This window comes from Nitrosomonas sp. Nm58, assembly GCF_900107335.1.
Classification (GTDB): Bacteria; Pseudomonadota; Gammaproteobacteria; order Burkholderiales; family Nitrosomonadaceae; genus Nitrosomonas.
In genome coordinates this window covers 1-21,107 of the sequence record NZ_FNPQ01000027.1, presented here as the reverse complement: position 1 = coordinate 21,107, position 21,107 = coordinate 1, and the positions used below count along the sequence as shown (strand labels likewise).

The window sequence follows — 21,107 nt, the reverse complement described above, 5'->3', positions numbered from 1 at the left end:
CCCGGTAAACTAGCCATCAATAACTGCATTAGTGTGAACCTCCTGCACATCATCAATATTTTCTAATGCATCTAATAGTTTTTGCATTCTGACTGCATCATCTCCCGTCAATAAAATCTCGTTTATCGGTTTCATAGTGACTTCAGCAAGCTCAGCTTTAAAGCCCGCTTTTTCTAATCCAGTTTTAACCGTAATAAATTCATAAGGTGCTGTAATGACTTCTATGCTTTTATCTTCATTACTAATAACGTCTTCAGCCCCTGCTTCCAGGGCCACTTCTATTACTCGCTCTTCATCCGTGCCAGGTGCAAAAAGTAATTGACCACAATGCTTGAATAGAAATGCGACCGAGCCGTCCGTACCCAAGTTACCCCCATATTTGGTGAATGCATGACGCACATCTGCGACGGTTCGCGTCCGATTATCTGTCATACAATCTACTATGATTGCAGCACCTGCCACCCCATAACCTTCGTAACGGATTTCTTCATAGCTCACCCCCTCCAGATCACCACATCCACGCTTTATCGCGCGCTCTACATTGTCTTTAGGCATATTATGTTCATATGCCTTATCAATAGCGAGCCGCAATCGAGGATTACTCCCTGGGTCAGCCCCCCCTAATCGAGCTGCAATGGTTATTTCCTTGATCAATCGCGTGAAAATCTTGCCACGCTTGGCATCCTGTGCAGCTTTCTTATGTTTAATATTAGCCCACTTGCTGTGACCTGCCATTGGTTTCCTTTCTTATTGAAAATAACACAATCCTATCATCCCATACCCTATGAATAAAGTAGTGACGTTATTAAACAAACTTTGTTTCCATTCAAAATTTTTCGAAGAGTAAAATCCCAAAGACATCTGAATTTCGTATCATACAGCCTGATTTACAGGTTTATAAATAAATTGAGAGTAATTTCATAAGAAGCTGTTTAGAATCTTTTTACTGAAAACTCCTGTTGCTATTAAATTTGCAGAATGAGGAAATACATCTCAAGCACATCAATCGAAAGCAGTTTGAAATTAGTCAGGAATAACTGGGGCACACCAAGAAGAAGCCATGTCCGTGGCGAACGGATCTGGATAGGTATTGTGTGTCTGACTGGAGGTTCCGAAGCGTAGCTACCAATGGTGAATGTTACCGAGTGACTTTCTCCAAAATGGCGTACGGTCTCTGCGTATTTCCGCCTGTGGAACACCGAACCATCGGAAAAAGGATTAAGCCTGGCTCTACCAGCCATTAAAAAGCAAATTGTGCGGTTCGCGCCAGTCATGGGTGCAACGTGAAAACGCTATTTTTCCGGATTGATGCGCGGAATGTGAAAAAGTGTGAAAAATACGGACAACGCAGAAAGAAAAGGTTTGAGGTATGGCTCGACCACGCGTAAGCACCCAAATAGCCTATCGCCACAGCTCGAATTGCTCCACCGGGCTGAGTTTTCTTAAATCGCCTTTTTCCATGCGTCATCAGACCCACAAAATACAGGAAATTCAATCCATTTGTGGGTCTGATCTATCGTTTCTAATGTGTAAGCGTAGTCCAAAATGCAAGGATCGTTAAAGAAAATCTCTCCAACAATTATTCGACTGTTACTGCTTTTGCTAAATTTCTTGGTTTATCTACATCAGTCCCTTTCTGGAGGGCAACATGATAAGCTAGTAATTGTAATGGAATGGTATGCAGAATAGGGCTTAACATCCCAGCATGCTCTGCTAGTCGGATAATATGCACGCCCTCACTCTCCTGGATTTGGGAATCAGCATCAGCAAAAACGTATAGCTCCCCCCCCCTTGCTCGAACTTCCTGTAAATTGGATTTAAGCTTCTCCAATAGCGCATCATTAGGTGCGATGGCAATGACAGGCATATCCTTATCAACCAAGGCGAGCGGACCATGTTTAAGCTCGCCAGCAGCATAAGCTTCTGCATGAATATAGGAGATTTCTTTGAGCTTGAGTGCGCCTTCCAAGGCAATAGGATAATGTACTCCACGCCCAAGGAATAATGCATGACGTTTTTGAAAGAAATTACTAGCCCATTCCATTACCTGCGGCTCAATTTGCAGTGCAAGTTGGATAGCGGTAGGTAAACGCCGCAATGCTATCATAATTTTCTGCTCAAACTCGTTAGAGAATTTATTACGAAGCTTGGCTAATGTTACGGTCAATAGCATCAATGCAGCCAATTGAGTTGTAAATGCTTTGGTGGAAGCTACGCCAATTTCAGGTCCCGCGCGTGTAAGAAAACGCAAATCTGTCTGCCGTATCAATGCGCTCTCAGGGACATTACAAATAGCCAGACTATGCCGATGCCCTAATGACTTAGCATAATTGATTGCAGCTAGTGTATCTGCAGTCTCACCTGATTGGGAGATTCCCACGACGAGTGTGTTAGTATCTGCGATTGGATCACGATAGCGGTATTCACTCGCGATCTCTACACTACAAGGTAATCCTGCTATGGTTTCCAACCAGTATTTGGCAACGAGGCCAGCATGATAACTTGTACCGCAGGCCAATATCAAAATGCCATTAGTATGTCTAAAAACTTCCTCGGCCTCACTACCGAATAATTGTGGAGAAATGGAATGTGCATTTAATACCATTTCCAATGTGTTAGCGACTGCTACAGGTTGCTCAAATATTTCCTTTTGCATGAAGTGCACATAAGGACCCAACTCCACCGCATCGCGAGTCAAATTACTCTCTTGAACAGCCCGGATCACTTCTTTACCCTTGGTACCATTAATACAACTCAATATGCGATAACCGTCATGATGTAATTCCGCTACATCCCCTTCTTCTAAATAAACCATGTTCCGCGTTACCTGTACTAATGCTGAGGCATCTGATGCAACATAGTTACCCTCTGTTCCCACCCCCAATAACAAGGGTGCACCATTCCGTGCAACTACAATATGATCAGGTCGCGATTCTTCAACCACAGCAATAGCATAAGCTCCCTGCAACCCTGCAACGGACAGGCAAACTGCTTCCAGCAGATCATGGGTCGTTCTAAGATTGAATGAGATAAGGTGAGCTATCACTTCAGTATCCGTATCCGAAAGAAACTCGAATCCCTCTGATTGAAGACGTTGGCGTATTGCCTCATGATTCTCAATAATACCGTTGTGAACGACAGCTATTTTCTTTTCATCTCCTGACAAATGTGGATGGGCATTACGCTCGCTAGGAGCGCCATGAGTCGCCCAGCGCGTATGAGCAATACCCGTATATCCCTGTGCTTTCTGGCTATGAGCAAGCTTACCCAATTCAGTCACACGCTCGGTAGTACGCAATCTGTGCAAACTTCCGTTTGCAACAACGATCCCTGCTGAATCGTAACCCCGATATTCAAGTTTTGATAAACCTTCTAACAAAACCGGCACTACGTCGTATTTAGCAATGGCTCCCACTATTCCACACATAAAATCTCCTTCGCGCTATATTTGTTTAATATAAACATGGACTATGTTTTGTTTTTTTTGGGCCGTTTCCAGCCAGTAACACTCACTTGTTTTGAGCGGGATAACGTTAGTTGATCTTCAGGCGTATCTCGGGTAATTGTAGAACCGGCGCCAATAGTAGAACCTCTCGCTACCCTTATCGGAGCTACCAGTTGCGTATCTGAACCAACAAACACATCATCTTCAATAATAGTCTGATGCTTAAAAGCACCATCATAATTACAAGTTATGGTACCCGCACCAATATTAACCTTTGTACCAATTACGGCATCACCTATGTAACTTAGGTGATTTGCTTTGCTACCCATACCAATATTGCTGTTTTTTACCTCGACAAAATTACCAATATGAGCTTCATCATAAAGTCTAGTCCCTGGACGGATGCGCGAGTAGGGCCCTACATGGCAACTTTTTCCTATCTCTGCATTTTCTATCAAGCTAAATGGAAAAATCGTCGTTCCTGAAGAAACAACGACATTCCGTAAAATGCAATGTGCACCAATTTTGACGTCGTCACTGAGGTGCACAGTCCCCTCAAAAATACAATTGATATCTATTTCAACGTTGCGGCCACAAACAAGCTGCCCCCGCACATCGATACGGGAAGGATCCGTGATCATAACCCCCTGTTCCAAAAGCTCGTTCGCATATTCACGCTGATTAATACGTTCAAGTTTAGCTAAATTCGCTTTACTGTTAACGCCCAATATCTCCCAGCCATGAACAGGATGGGAAGCATCAACCCTGAGACCTGCCTCAACAGCCATCTCAATAATATCGGTAAGATAGTATTCACTTTGAGAATTTTTGTTTTGCAGCTTGGGTAAAAACTCATGTAAATATGAATTAGGCAATACCATAATGCCTGTATTGATTTCCTGGATTTCAAGCTGTGACTTACTGGCATCCTTTTCCTCCACTATGGCTTGAATCGTGCTTGTTGCTTCATTTCTGATGATTCTCCCATAGCCAAGTGGTGCGTCCAGTTCAGCCGTCAACAAGGCAAAATTGTTTCCTGTAGCTTTTGCGATCAACCTGCCCAGGGTATCCACTTTTATTAGAGGCACGTCACCCAACAATACCAGTGTCACCCCCTCAGTATCCAAGTATGGTAAGGTCTGCAATAAAGCATGACCGGTACCTAGCTGAACTTCCTGCTTCACCCAAATAATTTCGCTGTCATTGATCGCTCTCGGCACCATCTCCCCACCATGCCCATAAACTACGCAGATTTTTTTAGGTGAAAGTGCTCTGGCAGCATCAAGTACATGCCCTAATAAAGGTTTCCCAGCCAATACATGTAACACTTTAGGCTGCGATGATTGCATTCTTTTGCCCACTCCGGCGGCCAAGATAACTATATTTAGATTAGTCACGACTGAATGTTCCTCTTATATACATCCACTGCAAATTCACTTTGATTGAATCAACTTTTTTAGCGCTGCCGTCTGCTTAATTATAAATCTTTTAAGTACCCCGACTTTACTAGGACAATTTAGCTTGTCATCGGCCTGTACATGCAATACTTTAGGCTGCAATGATTGCATTCTTTTACCCATTCTGGCAGTCAAGATAACTATATTTAGATTAGTCGCGACTAAATGTTCCTCTTATATGCCTTCTCTGCAAATTCACTTTGATTGGATCAATCTTTTAGCACTACTACCTGCTTAACCATAAACCCTTTGAAGCCCCCCGGTAAAGCGGGGAGACTGAGCTCTGCTCATCGAGCTGAAAAGAGATTATCAGCCTGACTCTGGAAATAAGCAGCTGCTTTAAGAAGCCCTTGGGGGTTGCCGCCCTGTTGCGCAACCATCGCCGCCGTCTCTCTATACTGCTCTGCCAGTGCTTTCGCCTGCTGGACATAGAACGAGTCCTTTCCTTTTAAATTACGTTCATCTTCCTTCCGTATCTTAACTTTCTTCTCCTCAGACTCAGCTTTAGCTTTAGCTTTATCTGCGTCTGTGGCTGCATGTGCTGATATGGGGAGCCCTGTGCCAATGGTTACAATCATGGCGACAATCAGCGAAGCAAGAGCGGTCCTTAGCGAGTGAATGGAGTATTTCATTTGAATATCCTCTTAATTAGTAACGCTTCACGATAAAATTTTCGGCGTAGCGGATGCTCACTGATCCAGCGCCCGGTAAGCCGGGTACACTATTGGTGTCGGGTTGACGCCAATTTCCCGGATGTTCTGGCCTCCATAGAGCTCTCCGTCAGAAACGCCTGTGATTGAGAGAATCACGGCTTTGTCTGCCGACAAGGTGATGGTATTGGCCGTACGATCCCACGTCGCTTGAATAGCCGCGGTTTTAGCGATGAGCCTTTCCTCTGTCTTGTCGCCAATCAAGTAATAGGGATAATTCTTGACCGGTAGTTTAAACAGTTGCTGGTATGTTGCGAAAACAGCGTTTAACCAATCAAATTGGAGGGTATTCCCATTTTCATCATATTTAGCCAGGTTCGATTGATGGAAAAAATGAGGCCATTTATTAAAGCTCAGCATATGCCGCAACGCGCTGTCGGCTTCAGCCATAAGAATTTCCGTATAAGTCCGAGTGGTGCAGATCGCACCAGGTATTGAACAGGGATCCTGGTTGTTATTTACAAATCGATCGTGAAACATATAGTTGTACTCATCAGTCAGCTGGGTCGGGTTGGTTACATTATAGAAGACGTTGGCCGGCCAGCGCGGCAGCATCAAGCGATCCTGACTGCTGCCATCATTGTATTGAGTGATGTACTGCTCAATGCTCTGCGCCCGCTGCGAGGAGTCGGAGGCAAGATAGTTCACATCCGCATTGGCAGCGGCTTCCAGGAATAGCGGATTAGCGCCACCCTGATCAAACGCCACGTCGTCATCCTGAACGTTGGCCATCGCTGGATGCAGCTCAGGGTAATCGGTGCATTTGCGATCTTTCAGGCCAGAGTGATTGCCAGTCACAAGGACCCGACTGTTATCGCTTTGCTCAGGAAGACCCAGCAGCCCCCACACGGTCTGGTTTTTGGTAATTTCTGCCTGAATAGCCGCCACGGTAGTGAAGGTGTCGTAATCACAAGGAGCATTCGCCGGAACCGGCGCTTTATCCATATCTGCATGGGTAAAGGTATGGTTAATGAAGCGGAAGTTAGCTTTGTTGGCGATCACCGCTGCCACCAAATCTTCTGTCAGGTTTGCTACCAGTGTCGTTGCTGCCGGATCGACCACCGCTCCGGAACCGTTGAATGCAAAATCCAGTTTGAACGCACCGGCTGTCGGATAAGCCGTACGAAAAGCAGCCTGTTTGCTTACCGCATTGCTAATATCATTGCTGGTCAACCGAAAGTTCTGCGAAGGATCGGGATTGTCCGCCTTAAGGGCGGGATCCCATATACTGTTATCCAGGAACAAATCGTCCAAATGGGTGGCCATATGAATGTAGCGCGCCCCAACGAATACCCCCTGAGTCGCCCAGTTGATGAACTCGTAAGCCAGCACCTTTGAATGAACAAGAAATGAAGCATTGGTGATCGTCGAGATGATGGTCTCGCGTACCGGTGTTGTCTGGGACGGCATCATGTAGCGTACGATTGATACCAATGCTTCACCATTCTGGGTTTTCAGAAGCGGCACCACATTAGGTAAAGAACCATCCCGTGGGCCCAGCGTGTCATTCCGGGGATTGGCTGCAAAGGCAAAGTCGGTAATGGGAAGCGGATTAGCCTGGTTAACGTACTCAAAAACTTCTTTCTGATAGGCAGCAGGTACTGACCACTGGCCAGTGTAGCTGGTCCCGCTGGACGTGTAGGCCAGACCGTAATCCAGGTAGACCCCATAGGGAGGATTGGGGTCCCAATAGGTGCCCGGCCATCCCGACAGCACCGCTTCGCGGACGTGAAAATCTTTTTGGTAATTGTGCAGTATATCCCATTCCGACGGCGTGAAATTCGACACCAGGTCAGAGTCTGTCAGGATAAAACCGTTATAGCTGCCCACACAACCGGCTTCCTGGGCGCTGCAGGCCACTCCATTTGAAGCGGCGAGCATTTCAGCCGTTAAATCGGCTGTTTCGGTATTTAATACGTCATAAGGCACGCCCATTTCATCCAGGACAGGCTTGATATAGGCGAGCATGAGATCTTGCGTTTCATCTCCTGTCGCCAGTACCAATACTCTCAGTTTAACGGCATTATCAGCAAATGCGGATGGCGCCACGCTCAAGGCGAGCCACATTGTTAATGAGGCGAGCAAACCACCTCTCATACTCCAAACCTTTTTCATAAATACCTCCTCGCTCACCAAAATAGTGCACAAAAAAATCAACAGTGATTTTTGGATCATCCTCGATGATCAGCAGCAGCCCGATACCTGAAGCAGAATAGAAGCAACAGATCAAACCCACCCACTTTTATTGCATGACGATGCTAGGGAATAACAGACCGGCAAGCAATAATGCAAATGCATTCATTTTCTATTCCTCAGTATCAGGAACAAAACAGCCATGGGATCTGGCTGCCGCGTTATTGATCCGGCCAGATAACGTTTTAACTACTCAATAAACAAGGTCATTCCCGGTTATCCCTGAGGACTATTAAAGGTTTGATCCCGCGAAGCGGCCGCCTCAATTCTTTTAGCTTGTAATCAAGCGCCGAGAGAATTGAATAACGGAAAGGTACACTATCGATTCTGCGGAAATTTATGGGGAAATCAATAAGTTTTACAGGCGATCGCTTGGGGGGATACGACGATTGGGTATCGGTGGCGGGATCAGATGGAAGGATGATTAAGAATATATTCGACATCAGGAGAAGGCGGGAGAGCATTATGATCAGCCCAAGTCTGACATAGGCTGCTGCCTAAAGGCCGCGCTTGTTTATTACCCCCTGGAAGACTAGCACAGAAAAAGCCCCCGCTTTACCGGGGGCTTAACTGCCTCATCGAGCTGAAAAGAGATTATCAGTCTGACTCTGGAAATACGCAGCTGCTTTAAGAAGCCCTTGGGGGTTGCCGCCCTGTTGCGCAACCATCGCTGCCGTCTCTCTATACTGCTCTGCCAGTGCTTTCGCCTGCTGGACATAGAACGGGTCCTTTCCTTTTAAATTACGTTCATCCTCCTTCCGTATCTTAACTTTCTTCTCCTCAGCTTTAGCTTTATCAGTATCAGGGGCTGCATGTGCCGATATGGGAAGCCCTGCGCCAATGGTTACAATCATGGCGACAATCAGCAAAGCAAGGGCGGTCCTTAGTGAATGAATGGAGTATTTCATTTGAATATCCTCTTAATTAGTAACGCTTCACGGTAAAACTTCTACGTAGCGGAGATATTTACTGATTCAATGTCCGATTGACCGTAAATACTTTTGGGGTCGCGTTGACGTTAATCTCGCGGATTAACTGGCCTCCATAGAGATCTCCGCCGGCAACACCCGTGACTGCTAGATTCGGTACAGCTTTGTTTGCCGACAAGGTAACCTTATTGGTCGTACGATCCCATATTGCTTGAGTAGTCGCAGTGTTAGCAGTGAGCCTCTCCTTTGTCTTGTCGCCAATCAAGTAATAGGGATAATTCTTGACGGGCAGTTTAAACAGTTGCTGGTATGTTGCGAAAACAGCATTTAACCAATCAAATTGGAGAGTATTCCCATTTTCATCATATTTGGCCAGGTTCGATTGATGGAAAAAATGAGGCCATTTATTAAAGCTCAGCATATGCCGCAACGCGCTGTCGGCTTCAGCCGCGAGAATTGCGGCGTAATCACGAGTTTCACAAATAGCCCCGGGTATTGAACAAGGATCCTGCCCAGCATTTACAAATCGATCGTGGAAGATATAGTTGTATTCATCGACCAGCTGGGTCGGGTTGATTACATTATAGAAGACGTTGGCCGGCCAGCGCGGCAGCATCAGGCGATTCTGACTGCTGCCATCATTGTATTGCGTGATGTACTGCTCAATGTTCTGCGCCCGCTGCGAAGAGTCAGAGGCAAGAAAGTCTACACCCGCATTGGCAGCAGCTTCCAGGAATAACGGATTAGCGCCACCCTGATCAAACGCCACGTCGTCATCCTGAACATTGGCCATCTCTGGATGCAACTCAGGGTGATCGGTGCATTTGCGATCTTTCAAACCAGAGTGATTGCCACTAACCATGACTCGGTTATTAGCACTTTGCTCAGGAAGCCCCAGCAGCCCCCACACGGTCCGGTTTTTGGTAATTTCTGCCTGAATAGCCGCCACGGTAGTGAAGGTGTCGTAATCACAAGGAGCATTCGCCGGAACCGGCGCTTTATCCATATCTGCATGGGTAAAGGTATGGTTAATGAAACGGAAGTTAGCTTTGTTGGCGATCACCGCTGCCACCAAATCTTCTGTCAGGTTTGCTACCAGTGTCGTTGCTGCCGGATCGACCACCGCTCCGGAACCGTTGAATGCAAAATCCAGTTTGAACGCACCGGCTGTCGTCGCATAAGCCGTACGAAAAGCAGCCTGTTTGCTTACCGCATTGCTAATATCATTGCTGGTCAACCGAAAGTTCTGCGAAGGATCGGGATTGTCCGCCTTAAGGGCGGGATCCCATATACTGTTATCCAGGAACAAATCGTCCAAATGGGTGGCCATATGAATGTAGCGCGCCCCAACGAATACCCCCTGAGTCGCCCAGTTGATGAACTCGTAAGCCAGCACCTTTGAATGAACAAGAAATGAAGCATTGGTGATCGTCGAGATGATGGTCTCGCGTACCGGTGTTGTCTGGGACGGCATCATGTAGCGTACGATTGATACCAATGCTTCACCATTCTGGGTTTTCAGAAGCGGCACCACATTAGGTAAAGAACCATCCCGTGGGCCCAGCGTGTCATTCCGGGGATTGGCTGCAAAGGCAAAGTCGGTAATGGGAAGCGGATTAGCCTGGTTAACGTACTCAAAAACTTCTTTCTGATAGGCAGCAGGTACTGACCACTGGCCAGTGTAGCTGGTTCCGCTGGACGTGTAGGCCAGACCGTAATCCAGGTAAACCCCATAGGGAGGATTGGGGTCCCAATAGGTGCCCGGCCATCCCGACAGTACCGCTTCGCGGACGTGAAAATCTTTTTGGTAATTGTGCAGTATATCCCATTCCGACGGCGTGAAATTCGACACCAGGTCAGAGTCTGTCAGGATAACGCCGTTATAGCTGCCCACACAACCGGCTTCCTGGGCGCTGCAGGCCACTCCATTTGAAGCGGCGAGCATTTCAGCCGTTAAATCGGCTGTTTCGGTATTTAATACGTCATAGGGCACGCCCATTTCATCCAGGACAGGCTTGATATAGGCGAGCATGAGATCTTGCGTTTCATCTCCTATCGCCAGTACCAATACTCTCAGTTTAACGGCATTATCAGCAAATGCGGATGGCGCCACAATCAAGGCGAGCCACATTGTTAATGAGGCGAGCAAACCACCCCTCATACTCCAGACCTTTTTCATAAATATCTCCTCGCTCACCAAATAGTGCACAAAAAAATCATAGAAGCAACCGATCATATCAATTTATTTTTATTGCATGATGATGCTAGGGAATAACAGACAGGCAGGCAATAATGCAAATGCATACATTTTTTATTCCTCAGCATCAGGAACAAAACAGCCATGGGATCTGGCTGTCGCGTTATTGATCCAGTCAGATAACGTTTTAACTACTCAATAAACAAGGTCATTCCCGGCTATTCCTGGGGACTATTAAAGGTTTGATTCCATGAAGCGATCGCCTCGATTCTTTTAGTTTGATCGAGCGCCGAGAGAATCGAATAGCGGAAAGGTATGCTATCGATTCTGTGGAAAATTATGGGGAAATCAGTAAGTTCTACAGGTGATCGCTTTGGGGGGATACGACTATTGGGTATCGATGGCGGGATTAGATGAAAGGATGATTTAAGAATATATCTGACATCAGGAGAAGGCGGGTGAGCATTATGATCAACTCAAATCTGACATAGGTTACCGCCTAAAGGCAGCACTAGCTTATGACCTCTTTGAGGGATCAGCGATTTTTACGCAAGCCAACCATCCTTCAGCGCTATTTTCAAAACGCCAAGCGTAGCATTCTTTTCAACATTGCTCTTCAGAACTCGGATGAACTATTCATTCAGTCTCCATGCATTGTCTTTTTAGGCATACACAATAAACATCAATAAAACATATTGTTAATTAGATTTACTATTTTTCTGTCTCTGAATAGAAACGTTTGGATTATCTTTATTTACTTATAGCCGCATAAGTCATTTATTTTTAACCAATATATTCCTTGGCGTAAATATTGCTTACTTCTTATTAGAATTTAAAGAGTATGGGCTAAACGCTGATTAAAAATTTAATAGCTTCTCTATTCACCACTCATCTTACAAAGACAGTGCAGTAATCTTAAACATAAAGGAGGATAAAAAAATTGAACCATACATTTTCATAAATTCGCATAAAAATGCTTCAGAGATTGTACGAGAGCATCGGGCTTACTACTTTTATTAGCGACGATTTACCGTTTGTTATTGTACTTAACAATGAAAATGCTAATAACTTGCTTGCCACGATCAGATGACCATTTTTCCGGCTACCGGATAAATAGTTCAATTTGTCACTATTTACGAATCAGTTGCTCTTGATTTTCGAATTCTGAAACTTTCTGACCTCACGCAATTATTGATTTGGTTAAATTTTATAAATCCAGTATAGAAGGAAACAATCAATGACTGAACCCAAAATGACCAAGGTCATTAATATTTGTTTTACCCATTCCATTATTAATTCAATGAAAAGACTTTTAGTTTATAAAATGCACCTATCTAGAAAAGTAAAAAGCTTAATTCAACTGCTTTTAGCCATGATGCTACTCGTAGCAAATGTCAGTTTTGCTGAGTTCATCTTTCCATCTAGCTTATCAAATAAAATAGGCTCATCCACACCACAGCCCTTGAGTGTTCTTGCCGTTAAAGATCAACAAGGCTCGGACGACAATTTGAACAATTTTATAGAATTTCAGCCGGGTGACAGGGGATATCGAGGAATCTTCAAATTCAACTTGCCACCCAGTCCAAATAATACAATTCTGGAATTAATATTCCGCGCGAATTATCGTGGCCCAGAAAAATCCTTTCAACGATGGGATTTCCAATTACTTAATAATTCCGGGAATTGGATTTCTATCGCAGACAATAGCAATATTGCAGACTGGGCTTGGAGCGATATCATTTCAACAATAAAAGACCCCGGCCAATTTATCAACAGCAAAAATCAACTCACTTTACGCTACAGGACAACAGATAGCGTAGACAATAGTCAACTCGACTATCTTGCTTTCGAAACAAATAGCTCGGGATCAAACCCCTCTCCAGACAGCTCAGATACATCAGGATCAAATGATGGCACCACTGTTACACCATCGCCCATAGTTGGAAGTAATGGAGGGCGTTGGCAACCAACTCCTGGATTAAAGTGGCAAATTCAATACACTGGTACACTTGATACATCTTTAAATGTCGATGTTTATAATATCGACCTGTTTGACACCAGTGCAACGGTTATCTCAGCATTACAATCAAAAGGTAAGCATGTTATTTGTTATTTTAGTGCAGGCAGCTATGAAAACTGGCGTCCTGATACTAGCGCATTTCCAGCATCAGTTCTCGGTCAAAATCTTGATGGCTGGGCAGGCGAGAAATGGTTAGATATCCGACAATTAGATATTCTGATTCCCATCATGCAAGCCCGCATGAAGTTAGCTGCCGGAAAAGGCTGCAATGCTGTCGACCCTGACAATGTTGACGGCTACAGTAACAGTACAGGCTTCCCTCTCAGCTATAACGATCAGCTAGCTTATAACATAGCCCTTGCTGAAGCAGCACATGAACTTGGATTGGCTATAGGTTTGAAAAATGATGTTGATCAAATCAAGAATCTTGTAGATTATTTTGACTTTGCTGTAAATGAAGAATGCTTTCAATATGGCGAATGCGATACACTCAAACCATTTATTAATGCAGGAAAAGCTGTTTTCGGTATTGAATATAATCTCTCAAATTCGAGTTTCTGTCCGCAAGCAAATACGATGAACCTCGATTTTTTAAAGAAAAAATTGTCTCTAGATGCCTGGAGAGAATCCTGCAGATAGTCAAATGAAGCAACGGCCAAGCTGCTGTCCAGAAGGGCAGCGGCTTTTTTTAGGGCTAGGCTTAGCATTAAAAGCTATTCCTGAAAAGCCTACCCCGCTTCCGGGTAAGAGAAGTTTGGCGTTTACCGACATCCTATGCCTCCGGATGATCCAACGCTATAATTTGCTTTGAACGTGAGTGAGATTAAACCGAAAATAGTTTAGAGGCATATAACATTATGAATATTCTCGTAACAGGGGGCGCTGGCTATATTGGTAGTCACACCGTTATTGAGCTCATAAACAATGGGCACGATGTCATCATCATCGATAATCTATCAAACAGCTGCAAAGAAGCGGTTACTCGAGCAGAAAGAATTATTGGTGAAGCGCTCACGTTTTACGAAAAAGATATACGAGACAAGCAAGCACTTGAGAAGGTTTTCTCAAAGCATCAAATAGACGGCGTTATTCATTTTGCCGGCCTTAAGGCAGTTGGCGAATCGGTCAAAATGCCACTTAAGTATTACAATAACAACCTCATTTCTACAATCTCTTTACTAGAGGTTATGGAATCTCATAACGTAAAGCAATTGGTTTTCAGTTCATCCGCTACCGTATATGGCGACCCAGCAAGCGTACCAATCAAAGAATCTGCCACGCTCCCTGCAAAAGTTACCAACCCATATGGCCAAACAAAGCTTGTTATTGAAACAATGCTCATGGATCTTGCGATAACCAATAATAACTGGCAAATTACCGCACTACGCTACTTTAACCCAATTGGTGCTCATGAATCCGGGACAATCGGCGAAGATCCAAGTGACATACCAAACAACCTTATGCCATATGTTAGCCAGGTTGCGATCGGCAAACTCAAAGAGCTCTCCGTATTTGGCAGTGACTATCCCACTCGCGACGGAACTGGTGTGCGTGACTATATCCATGTAACTGACCTTGCAAAAGCACACGTGGCAGCCCTAAGCACACCTGCCTCACTCAATGAGTATCGTGCAATAAATGTAGGTACAGGCAAAGGTACCAGCGTGCTCGAGCTTATAAGCGCATTCGAACAGGCAAGTGGCGTAAAAGTGCCATACAAAATTACTGGCCGCCGCCGCCCCGGTGATATTGCAGCATGTTATGCTGACCCAAGCTTGGCGCATTCTATATTAGGCTGGCGAGCGCAAAAAACTATTGAAGATGCCTGTGCAGACTCATGGCGCTGGCAAAGTGCTAACCCTAATGGATACAGAGGGTAATTTTGTAAGGCTATGCTATTGAATTGTGAGGACCAAGGATGTCTGCTGTCGTCCCATCGATTAAGCAGCAAATAGATTTTGATAGGATTGCTGCGTAAATACTGGTGATACTAGCCTAGTAAATCGGCTTACCTTATGCCTTGTAATTACAGGGCAATCCTTATAGATTTTCAGGTTTATTTTTTGTGCATGACAAGGCCGTGCCTCATTTTTCCCAGCTTATCCGAGGCTTAGAAGCGAATCGCGTATTGAAGACCTACCCCTTGGAAAGCTTGATTAGTCTTGCCTCCCTGGATATTGCTATAAAATGCTCCCGCACTAAGTATGTCTGGGCCCAACAATGAAATTCCGACAGCTATCCGCCCGGTATACCCCAAAACATTATTAGGCCATACCCATCCTGTCCAAACATCCGCAAGAATAAACGGGCGTCTCAACACACTCTGATCAGATGCCCCATAACGAAAAGAGGTCCCTGCACCTATGGTACCAAAACTCTTCGTGATCAGTGTCTCCACATCTGCTACCGGTGCTGCAAATAACCCAGTCAGTTCAGAAGGAAGTGCCCCCGCAAGATCATTGCTTTCCCATGTTCCCTGGAGTCTGATCTGCCAATCCTGAATGCCTGTAAGCAGAGAATTTGCCAGTATTCCTTGCAGCTTATAGCCTTTACCCAGAGTACTCCTTTCTCTCGTCAAATAACGATGAGCATCAATATCTAAACTCATGAATGTTTGCCGTGTTAATTGAGTTGACACATTGAATAAAACGATATCTTTTCTTCCTACCGCCCTTAACGGCCCTGTTTCTTGGCTTATCTCATTCATTCCTAGACGTAAGCTCGTTTTCACTCTATCAGTTATATCCCGGCTGACTTTAGCTGCGCCATAAACCAGAGATTTATCATCTCTAAGGTTGCCACCCAGATTCAGCTGAAACATTCCTTCTCGCAGAGGATGTGTAAAGTCTGTCACTATATCTACTTCGCTATCTACAGGTAAAATAATGTTGGGATCTGAAGAATTCATATGCGTATACTTCAATTCCATTCCAAGTACTCCACGCAAATAGGGCGCAGTAAAACGCGTCCGGCCTTCGATAAAATCGATATCTCCAAGACTCTTATAATCAAAGCCGCCTATCACTTGCTTGCTTGATTTCGCTGCTAATTCATCTCTGGCATGGAAAAGGTATGTTTGCGACGCTGGTGTCTGTTCTTTATCTGGATCAAGCAAATCATAGGTTAGTGCTAAGGCTTCTTTATTTTTGTTAAGACGCTTAAGCACTTCCATTTTATTAAAGTCCGTAAGCTTATCGTTTTCATTTTCAAGTATATGTTCAGCAACAACGAGATCATTTTCCGCTAAGGCTAAAGTCAGGCGCTGCCAGGTTGGTGTTTCTTGCCTGGCAATATGTTCTTGCAGCAACCAATAACGAGCAGCGGAATAATTCTTCTGAGACAAATATGCAGCAACCAGCAGTTCTTGGACAGCTGGATCATCGTAGCCTTTTGCAAGATATTTTTTCAAAATGGAAACTTCAGCATTTGCGCCCTCCATGTTTCGAACTAATGCTAAATATTCCGGATGCAATAAATCCTTAATACTTTTTTCTGGTTCACTTCCAATTTTATTAAAACGCGATCTTATGCTAAACAAAACATATTTACGCAGATGCCAGGCCGTATCTGCATGCCCTGCTCGGTTCAAGACATCTGCATAGGTAAGCTGCCAAAGATAGTCATCAGGACTGATTTGTGATTTACGCTCAAGCCAAGGTAAAGCTTCTTTGTACTGACCAACCTTAGCTAAGGCCATACCATAGACGCCCCATAACGACGAATTTTCTGACGCATGCGTGTGCCAAATTTTAAGATAAGATTGCAGCGATCTTTTGTCATTCTGCCCAATGAGACTCCACAATAACCCTTCTTTGGCCGTAGTTGATGCAGGATTAATTGTTAAAGCCTGTTGGTAATGCTTTATAGCTCGTCTAGGCTTGCTCTCATGAATATCTAATTGGGCTCGCAATAGCCAGTACATCTCTGAATCCTGAAATTTCGATTCATTACTAATTGCTATTCTTACCAGCCGCTTCAGTTGAGCTGACATCCCGGCCTGATTAGCAACATCCATCGAAAGCAGTAGCCAGCGGGGTTGATTAAAACGATCATAGGCTTCTTCACCGATTGCAATAGCCTCTTCTGCCTTACCCATGTCTCGCATCATCTGAATTAATCGCTCTGCAGCGAGTGCATTGGCATTTCCCGATTCCCAGAGAATGCTATAAGCGGAAAATGCGTGCTCAGGTCGTTCTAGCTCCCAGGAAAGCTCACCGAGAATCTCCCAGAAATACGAATCTTTTACTGTCGCACTATCTTGATTTGATAACAATGTAGAAAATGCCTTCTCAGATTGGCCATTTTTCCACATTAATTTGGCTTGATGAGCCACAGCTTCTGGCAGACGATGGAAATATGTTCCAATATGTTGCCATGTTGCCATGGCCTCTGCTAATTGTCCGGCATTTTCCTGCGTTTTAGCCAATGCTTCCCATGCCTGTGAATTATTCGGATAACGCTTTAAATAGGATTTCAAAAAATTAATATGATCGGATAAATTGCCTGCCTCATTATAGGCAAACAATAAGCTGCCCATTTCGTCATCGGCTAGTTCCCGTGTGTTTGCTAGTTGCTCCAACATTTCTATGGTGATATTGACAAAATATAGTGCTTTTGAAAGCCTGATTGTATTCATAATAGCCGCTTCATCTTTTCTATTTCTGGCTAACCAAAGCCACTCTTTCAATGCTAGCTCTGGCTTAGCAGCCCATTCTGCAATATGCGCTAAACTTTCATGAGCATTATCATCATCTGGAGCAATCTCAATTAACCGTTGAACCAAGACTAAAGCCGGCGGAATTTCCCCCACTGCAAGAGCGCGTTCAATTTGCTTTTTAATTTGTTCAGGGTTATCGGGATCTAATGTCAAGCGCAAGATACCCATTTCATAAGCGTGTTTTGGATTATTGTCAGCCAAATAAATAGCGATCACTTCATCGAGAAGCTCTGGGTCTTTCGGAAATCGCTGCTGATAATTGCGAAAATATTCTACAGCGAGTTTACTGTCACCAACTCCTCGTAGTACTTGAAGGACCATAAGCGCAAATTGCTTAGCCTGAGCTAAATTCTCGGAGAATTCATAGCACTTGTGATAAATTTCTGCTGCTCTATGCTGCAACCCAGCTGCGATATACCATCGCGCTGCTTCTTGTAACTTCTCAAGCCGTTCAGTAGGGCTAAGAATGATAGCAGACCATTGAGAATACAGATTTGCAGCAACGGCTGGTTGATTAAGCTCTAGGCTAAGCTTAATAATTTTAGAAATTAAAGTTTCTGGAATTGGATTTTTACTAATCTCAATGATATTACTCTGCAGTCTAGCCAGCTCTGCTTCACGGCTTGAGTCATCTTCCGCTATTGAGAAATAATTCTTGAAATCAATTTCCAGTATCAGTAGCCTGGCATTTAAAGCAACAAAACCACCTTCCTCTAGTAAGGGTTCTAGCTCAAAACGAGCCTTATTATCTTCCCCCAAATTAATATAGTGGCGCGCGAGCTCAAGGCGCAAATTAGCGTTACCAGGATTAATATTTAATAGAAGCTTTAAATAAAGTACTGAAATATGATCAGGTTTGACTAGTTGTAAAAATTCTTTTAACCGATCCTCTTTATAAAACAAAAGAGCAAAAATAATAGCCAATGCTATAGCGAGTATAAGTATCGCTCTTTTATAATTACCCGACGATTTTTGATTCATAATTTTAAAAACTGCGTTGGGCAGGATGCCGCGTATAGTAATCCGAACATGGGGTAAGGCACATTGATGCCACTAGACCTCTCCTACAACGCGGAATAACGCTGCATTCGTACCGGAAGTAATAAACGATACATCCCCTAGCGACCTCATTATTCGGGTTAGCGAAAAAATTTTGAAAATATCTCCATCTCTATGTGTCACAGGCTGATCTTCCTCAATCAAGTGGCCAACTGCGATTTTTAGGATAATAGATTTCTTTTAAAAAATATATATCTCAATATATTTCTTAATAATATCGGCAAACAAGACGAAATCCGCAGTAACCAAGACCAAAAACGATGACTGATGGCCTTCATCTTACATTCAGAAAATCATCCAACTGAAAAGAGGTTGGAAAGATAGCTTTGCCATTCATACTCTTCAGTTAAAACGACAGCAAAACTCGTTGAGATAGTCATCGACCGGCTAGCTGTGTTCGATCCATCTGTAACCGACGCCAGTTTCGGTTTTTTATCGGCTGAAATTGATTACACGAGCGGATTATTACAAAACACTGGTCGCGATCGCCAACAAGCACGTACGGATCATCTGGTTATTGTGAGGATTGGACTCGTATGAATAAGCAAGTGGCCATTTTTCACGCAATTGCACTTTACCGTGAACTGAATAACCAACCTGCACGTTGATTTTATCGCTGAATAGTTATCATAGCGTCTAATCGTCTAATCAATACGATAGCAAGAAATGTGCTTGAGTAACTGGTGGGTTACAGTGTTAATATATTGCATACTTGATTCCTTGGGTTGGAAAATTGTTGTTTTGATCACGCCAATTTTACCTATCTTCAAACCCACTCAGGCTCTATCTCTCAAGGATTTATGGTTAACCGAACAGTTGTAAAGAGGCATATTAAATTAATCAAAAAGGAGAATTAGTTTATGTTGATTGGTAGCGAAAAAATCCTACGATTTGCTCATCTAGCGCTTAAATTTTTCTTTTTTATTATTTTGCTTAATTTGTTGACAGCATGTTCGGTAATCGATGTACAGAAAAGCGCTCCTCTTTCTTCTTCTGAACGTTGGTTGGTTTTACCTTTTCAGAATTATTCGCAGACTCCGCGGGCAGGTGAACAAGTAGAAGAAATGCTGGCTACTTTGCTTAGAGTTCGAGGGGTCCAAAATATAGAAATGTACCCACAAGGTGAAGACAAGAATAGCTGGTCTGAATTCAATGACCGCAAGCGTCAGGAAAATGCGTTGTTATCAGCTATTAAAGATAATGTTTTTTATGCAGTTGCAGGAAGCGTTGATGAATGGCAATACAAACTTGGCGTTGGTAGTGAGCCCGCTGTTGGCCTGACAATCCGGATTATAGCGATTCCCTCTGGCAAAGTTATTTGGTCTGCAAGTGGGGCACGATCTGGCTGGAGCACAGAATCGCTAAGCGGTACTGCGCAAAAATTACTCAGAAATTTGATTTCAGATCTTGAAATTACTAAATTGTAGGAAATTTCTGTGTGAATTTACAGTTTTTATTAGAAAGTATCTCATAAGGAATTTGGAAACTCCTGCTTTAGGTTAAGTGCCTCAACGCATACGGTTCATGGCAGCGTAGGCCCGAGTTTCATCTATGTACGTGAGGCCTCGTAGCTTTTACCGAGGCGGCACGAGTAGTTCAACCAGCACCGAAAGCATACTCTGTTATCCACCGCCGGCACCCATTTCTGAATGCGTACCGGTGTGTTGAGCTTTGTTGCCATCAAAACCTTTTTGCAAGTTGAGATAAGCGAGCAGCTCCTCACGTTAATTGCTCCAAGCATCGCCCGCCTATCCCTTCGACGATCCGGCTAATCTAACTATAAGCCGTAATTATCATAATTTATTACACATTCTTCACGGTTGATGTCAGTACCTTGTGAGTAAGATCTGAATAGTTTTTGGATAACTCGAAATAAAATTAAACTCTCCATCTTATACACAAATTATCCAAGTAAAATTCCCCTTTTATACCGATCAAAAATTTTATTTAGACGATTGATAGTTAATCTATTTTTAGAGATATACCGGAATTGATCTGCCATTAACTACTATTATTAATAGTTTAAATTCACTTAATTTAAACAAATAGAATCTTTTTCTAAAATCTTTGCAAAAAGTTAGTCTCGTTAGCATTCCCACTTTGTTCGCTTTTTCAAGCAACCGGCACTCGATACTAGCAATCTTCTCCCATTACTATTACCGTATGTAGGCGCTTGCTGCTTCATCTGTCTAGAAAAGTAGTGAGTCATGCCGAAACCTGGTGTTATCTCTTACTACTTCATATAGATATAGACATCTCGGTAGCTGTTTTCTTAGAGTCTGTTCAAAATCTTTGCAGTAACAATGCCAAGAAAGCAAGATGGACGAACTGTAGGCTGGTGTTGAGTTTGCGTTCACAATTTTTCCACAGCCGCCGGCAT

At 43.8% G+C, this 21,107-nt stretch carries 11 protein-coding genes and 1 pseudogene; 3 read left to right on the top strand and 9 right to left on the bottom strand.

The window, feature by feature from the left end; genetic code table 11:
- Nucleotides 1–9 precede the first annotated feature (9 nt).
- The 7 genes from BLW34_RS10535 to BLW34_RS10505 all read right to left on the bottom strand — a co-directional run bounded on the left by BLW34_RS10535 (nucleotide 10) and on the right by BLW34_RS10505 (nucleotide 10,913).
- Nucleotides 10–735, bottom strand: a complete 726-nt coding sequence (locus BLW34_RS10535) for a YebC/PmpR family DNA-binding transcriptional regulator (protein WP_090579222.1) — start codon at nucleotides 733–735, stop codon at nucleotides 10–12.
- Nucleotides 736–1,579: 844 nt separating this feature from the next.
- Nucleotides 1,580–3,427 (bottom strand): glutamine--fructose-6-phosphate transaminase (isomerizing), encoded by a 1,848-nt coding sequence (gene glmS, locus BLW34_RS10530; RefSeq protein ID WP_090579219.1) that lies wholly within the window; start codon nucleotides 3,425–3,427, stop codon nucleotides 1,580–1,582.
- Nucleotides 3,428–3,468: 41 nt separating this feature from the next.
- Nucleotides 3,469–4,842 carry a bifunctional UDP-N-acetylglucosamine diphosphorylase/glucosamine-1-phosphate N-acetyltransferase GlmU gene (glmU, locus tag BLW34_RS10525; RefSeq protein ID WP_090579216.1) on the bottom strand — a complete coding sequence of 458 codons (1,374 nt, stop codon included), beginning with the start codon at nucleotides 4,840–4,842 and terminating at the stop codon, nucleotides 3,469–3,471.
- A 347-nt stretch (nucleotides 4,843–5,189) separates the two neighbouring features.
- Nucleotides 5,190–5,534: a hypothetical protein gene (locus BLW34_RS10520; protein WP_090579213.1), complete on the bottom strand. Its 345-nt coding sequence runs from the start codon at nucleotides 5,532–5,534 to the stop codon at nucleotides 5,190–5,192.
- Between the two features lie 57 nt (nucleotides 5,535–5,591).
- Nucleotides 5,592–7,727, bottom strand: a complete 2,136-nt coding sequence (locus tag BLW34_RS10515) for an Agd3-related carbohydrate deacetylase (protein ID WP_090579210.1) — start codon at nucleotides 7,725–7,727, stop codon at nucleotides 5,592–5,594.
- A 653-nt stretch (nucleotides 7,728–8,380) separates the two neighbouring features.
- On the bottom strand, nucleotides 8,381–8,713 hold the full coding sequence (locus BLW34_RS10510) for a hypothetical protein (RefSeq protein WP_090579207.1): 333 nt from the start codon (nucleotides 8,711–8,713) through the stop codon (nucleotides 8,381–8,383).
- Between the two features lie 58 nt (nucleotides 8,714–8,771).
- Nucleotides 8,772–10,913: an Agd3-related carbohydrate deacetylase gene (locus BLW34_RS10505; RefSeq protein WP_090579204.1), complete on the bottom strand. Its 2,142-nt coding sequence runs from the start codon at nucleotides 10,911–10,913 to the stop codon at nucleotides 8,772–8,774.
- Between the two features lie 1,255 nt (nucleotides 10,914–12,168).
- Between BLW34_RS10505 and BLW34_RS16475 the strand changes: the two genes are divergently transcribed.
- Nucleotides 12,169–13,590, top strand: a complete 1,422-nt coding sequence (locus BLW34_RS16475; protein ID WP_218138834.1) for an endo alpha-1,4 polygalactosaminidase — start codon at nucleotides 12,169–12,171, stop codon at nucleotides 13,588–13,590.
- Nucleotides 13,591–13,808: 218 nt separating this feature from the next.
- A complete protein-coding gene (galE, locus tag BLW34_RS10495; protein ID WP_090579201.1) occupies nucleotides 13,809–14,831 on the top strand; it encodes a UDP-glucose 4-epimerase GalE in 1,023 nt (340 codons plus the stop codon).
- 230 nt (nucleotides 14,832–15,061) lie between these two features.
- On the opposite strand, the gene BLW34_RS10490 is transcribed toward galE, so the two are convergent.
- On the bottom strand, nucleotides 15,062–18,649 hold the full coding sequence (locus BLW34_RS10490; RefSeq protein ID WP_090579197.1) for a tetratricopeptide repeat protein: 3,588 nt from the start codon (nucleotides 18,647–18,649) through the stop codon (nucleotides 15,062–15,064).
- Nucleotides 18,650–19,587: 938 nt separating this feature from the next.
- Here BLW34_RS10490 and BLW34_RS10485 point away from each other — a divergent pair.
- The gene (locus tag BLW34_RS10485; protein ID WP_090579193.1) at nucleotides 19,588–20,154 is read left to right on the top strand and encodes a hypothetical protein; all 567 of its coding nucleotides are present in this window, start codon (nucleotides 19,588–19,590) and stop codon (nucleotides 20,152–20,154) included.
- An 856-nt stretch (nucleotides 20,155–21,010) separates the two neighbouring features.
- Here BLW34_RS10485 and BLW34_RS15640 read toward each other — a convergent pair.
- A pseudogene (locus BLW34_RS15640) lies at nucleotides 21,011–21,107 on the bottom strand (IS5/IS1182 family transposase); the annotation flags it as partial.

Coding starts and splice junctions, on each gene's coding strand:
- BLW34_RS10485 (WP_090579193.1), top strand. CDS start 19,588: ATGTTGATTGGTAGCGAAAAAATCCTACGATTTGCTCATCTAGCGCTT.
- galE (WP_090579201.1), top strand. CDS start 13,809: ATGAATATTCTCGTAACAGGGGGCGCTGGCTATATTGGTAGTCACACC.
- BLW34_RS10515 (WP_090579210.1), bottom strand. CDS start 7,727: ATGAAAAAGGTTTGGAGTATGAGAGGTGGTTTGCTCGCCTCATTAACA.
- BLW34_RS10490 (WP_090579197.1), bottom strand. CDS start 18,649: ATGAATCAAAAATCGTCGGGTAATTATAAAAGAGCGATACTTATACTC.
- BLW34_RS16475 (WP_218138834.1), top strand. CDS start 12,169: ATGACTGAACCCAAAATGACCAAGGTCATTAATATTTGTTTTACCCAT.
- glmS (WP_090579219.1), bottom strand. CDS start 3,427: ATGTGTGGAATAGTGGGAGCCATTGCTAAATACGACGTAGTGCCGGTT.
- BLW34_RS10520 (WP_090579213.1), bottom strand. CDS start 5,534: ATGAAATACTCCATTCACTCGCTAAGGACCGCTCTTGCTTCGCTGATT.
- BLW34_RS10510 (WP_090579207.1), bottom strand. CDS start 8,713: ATGAAATACTCCATTCATTCACTAAGGACCGCCCTTGCTTTGCTGATT.
- BLW34_RS10505 (WP_090579204.1), bottom strand. CDS start 10,913: ATGAAAAAGGTCTGGAGTATGAGGGGTGGTTTGCTCGCCTCATTAACA.
- BLW34_RS10535 (WP_090579222.1), bottom strand. CDS start 735: ATGGCAGGTCACAGCAAGTGGGCTAATATTAAACATAAGAAAGCTGCA.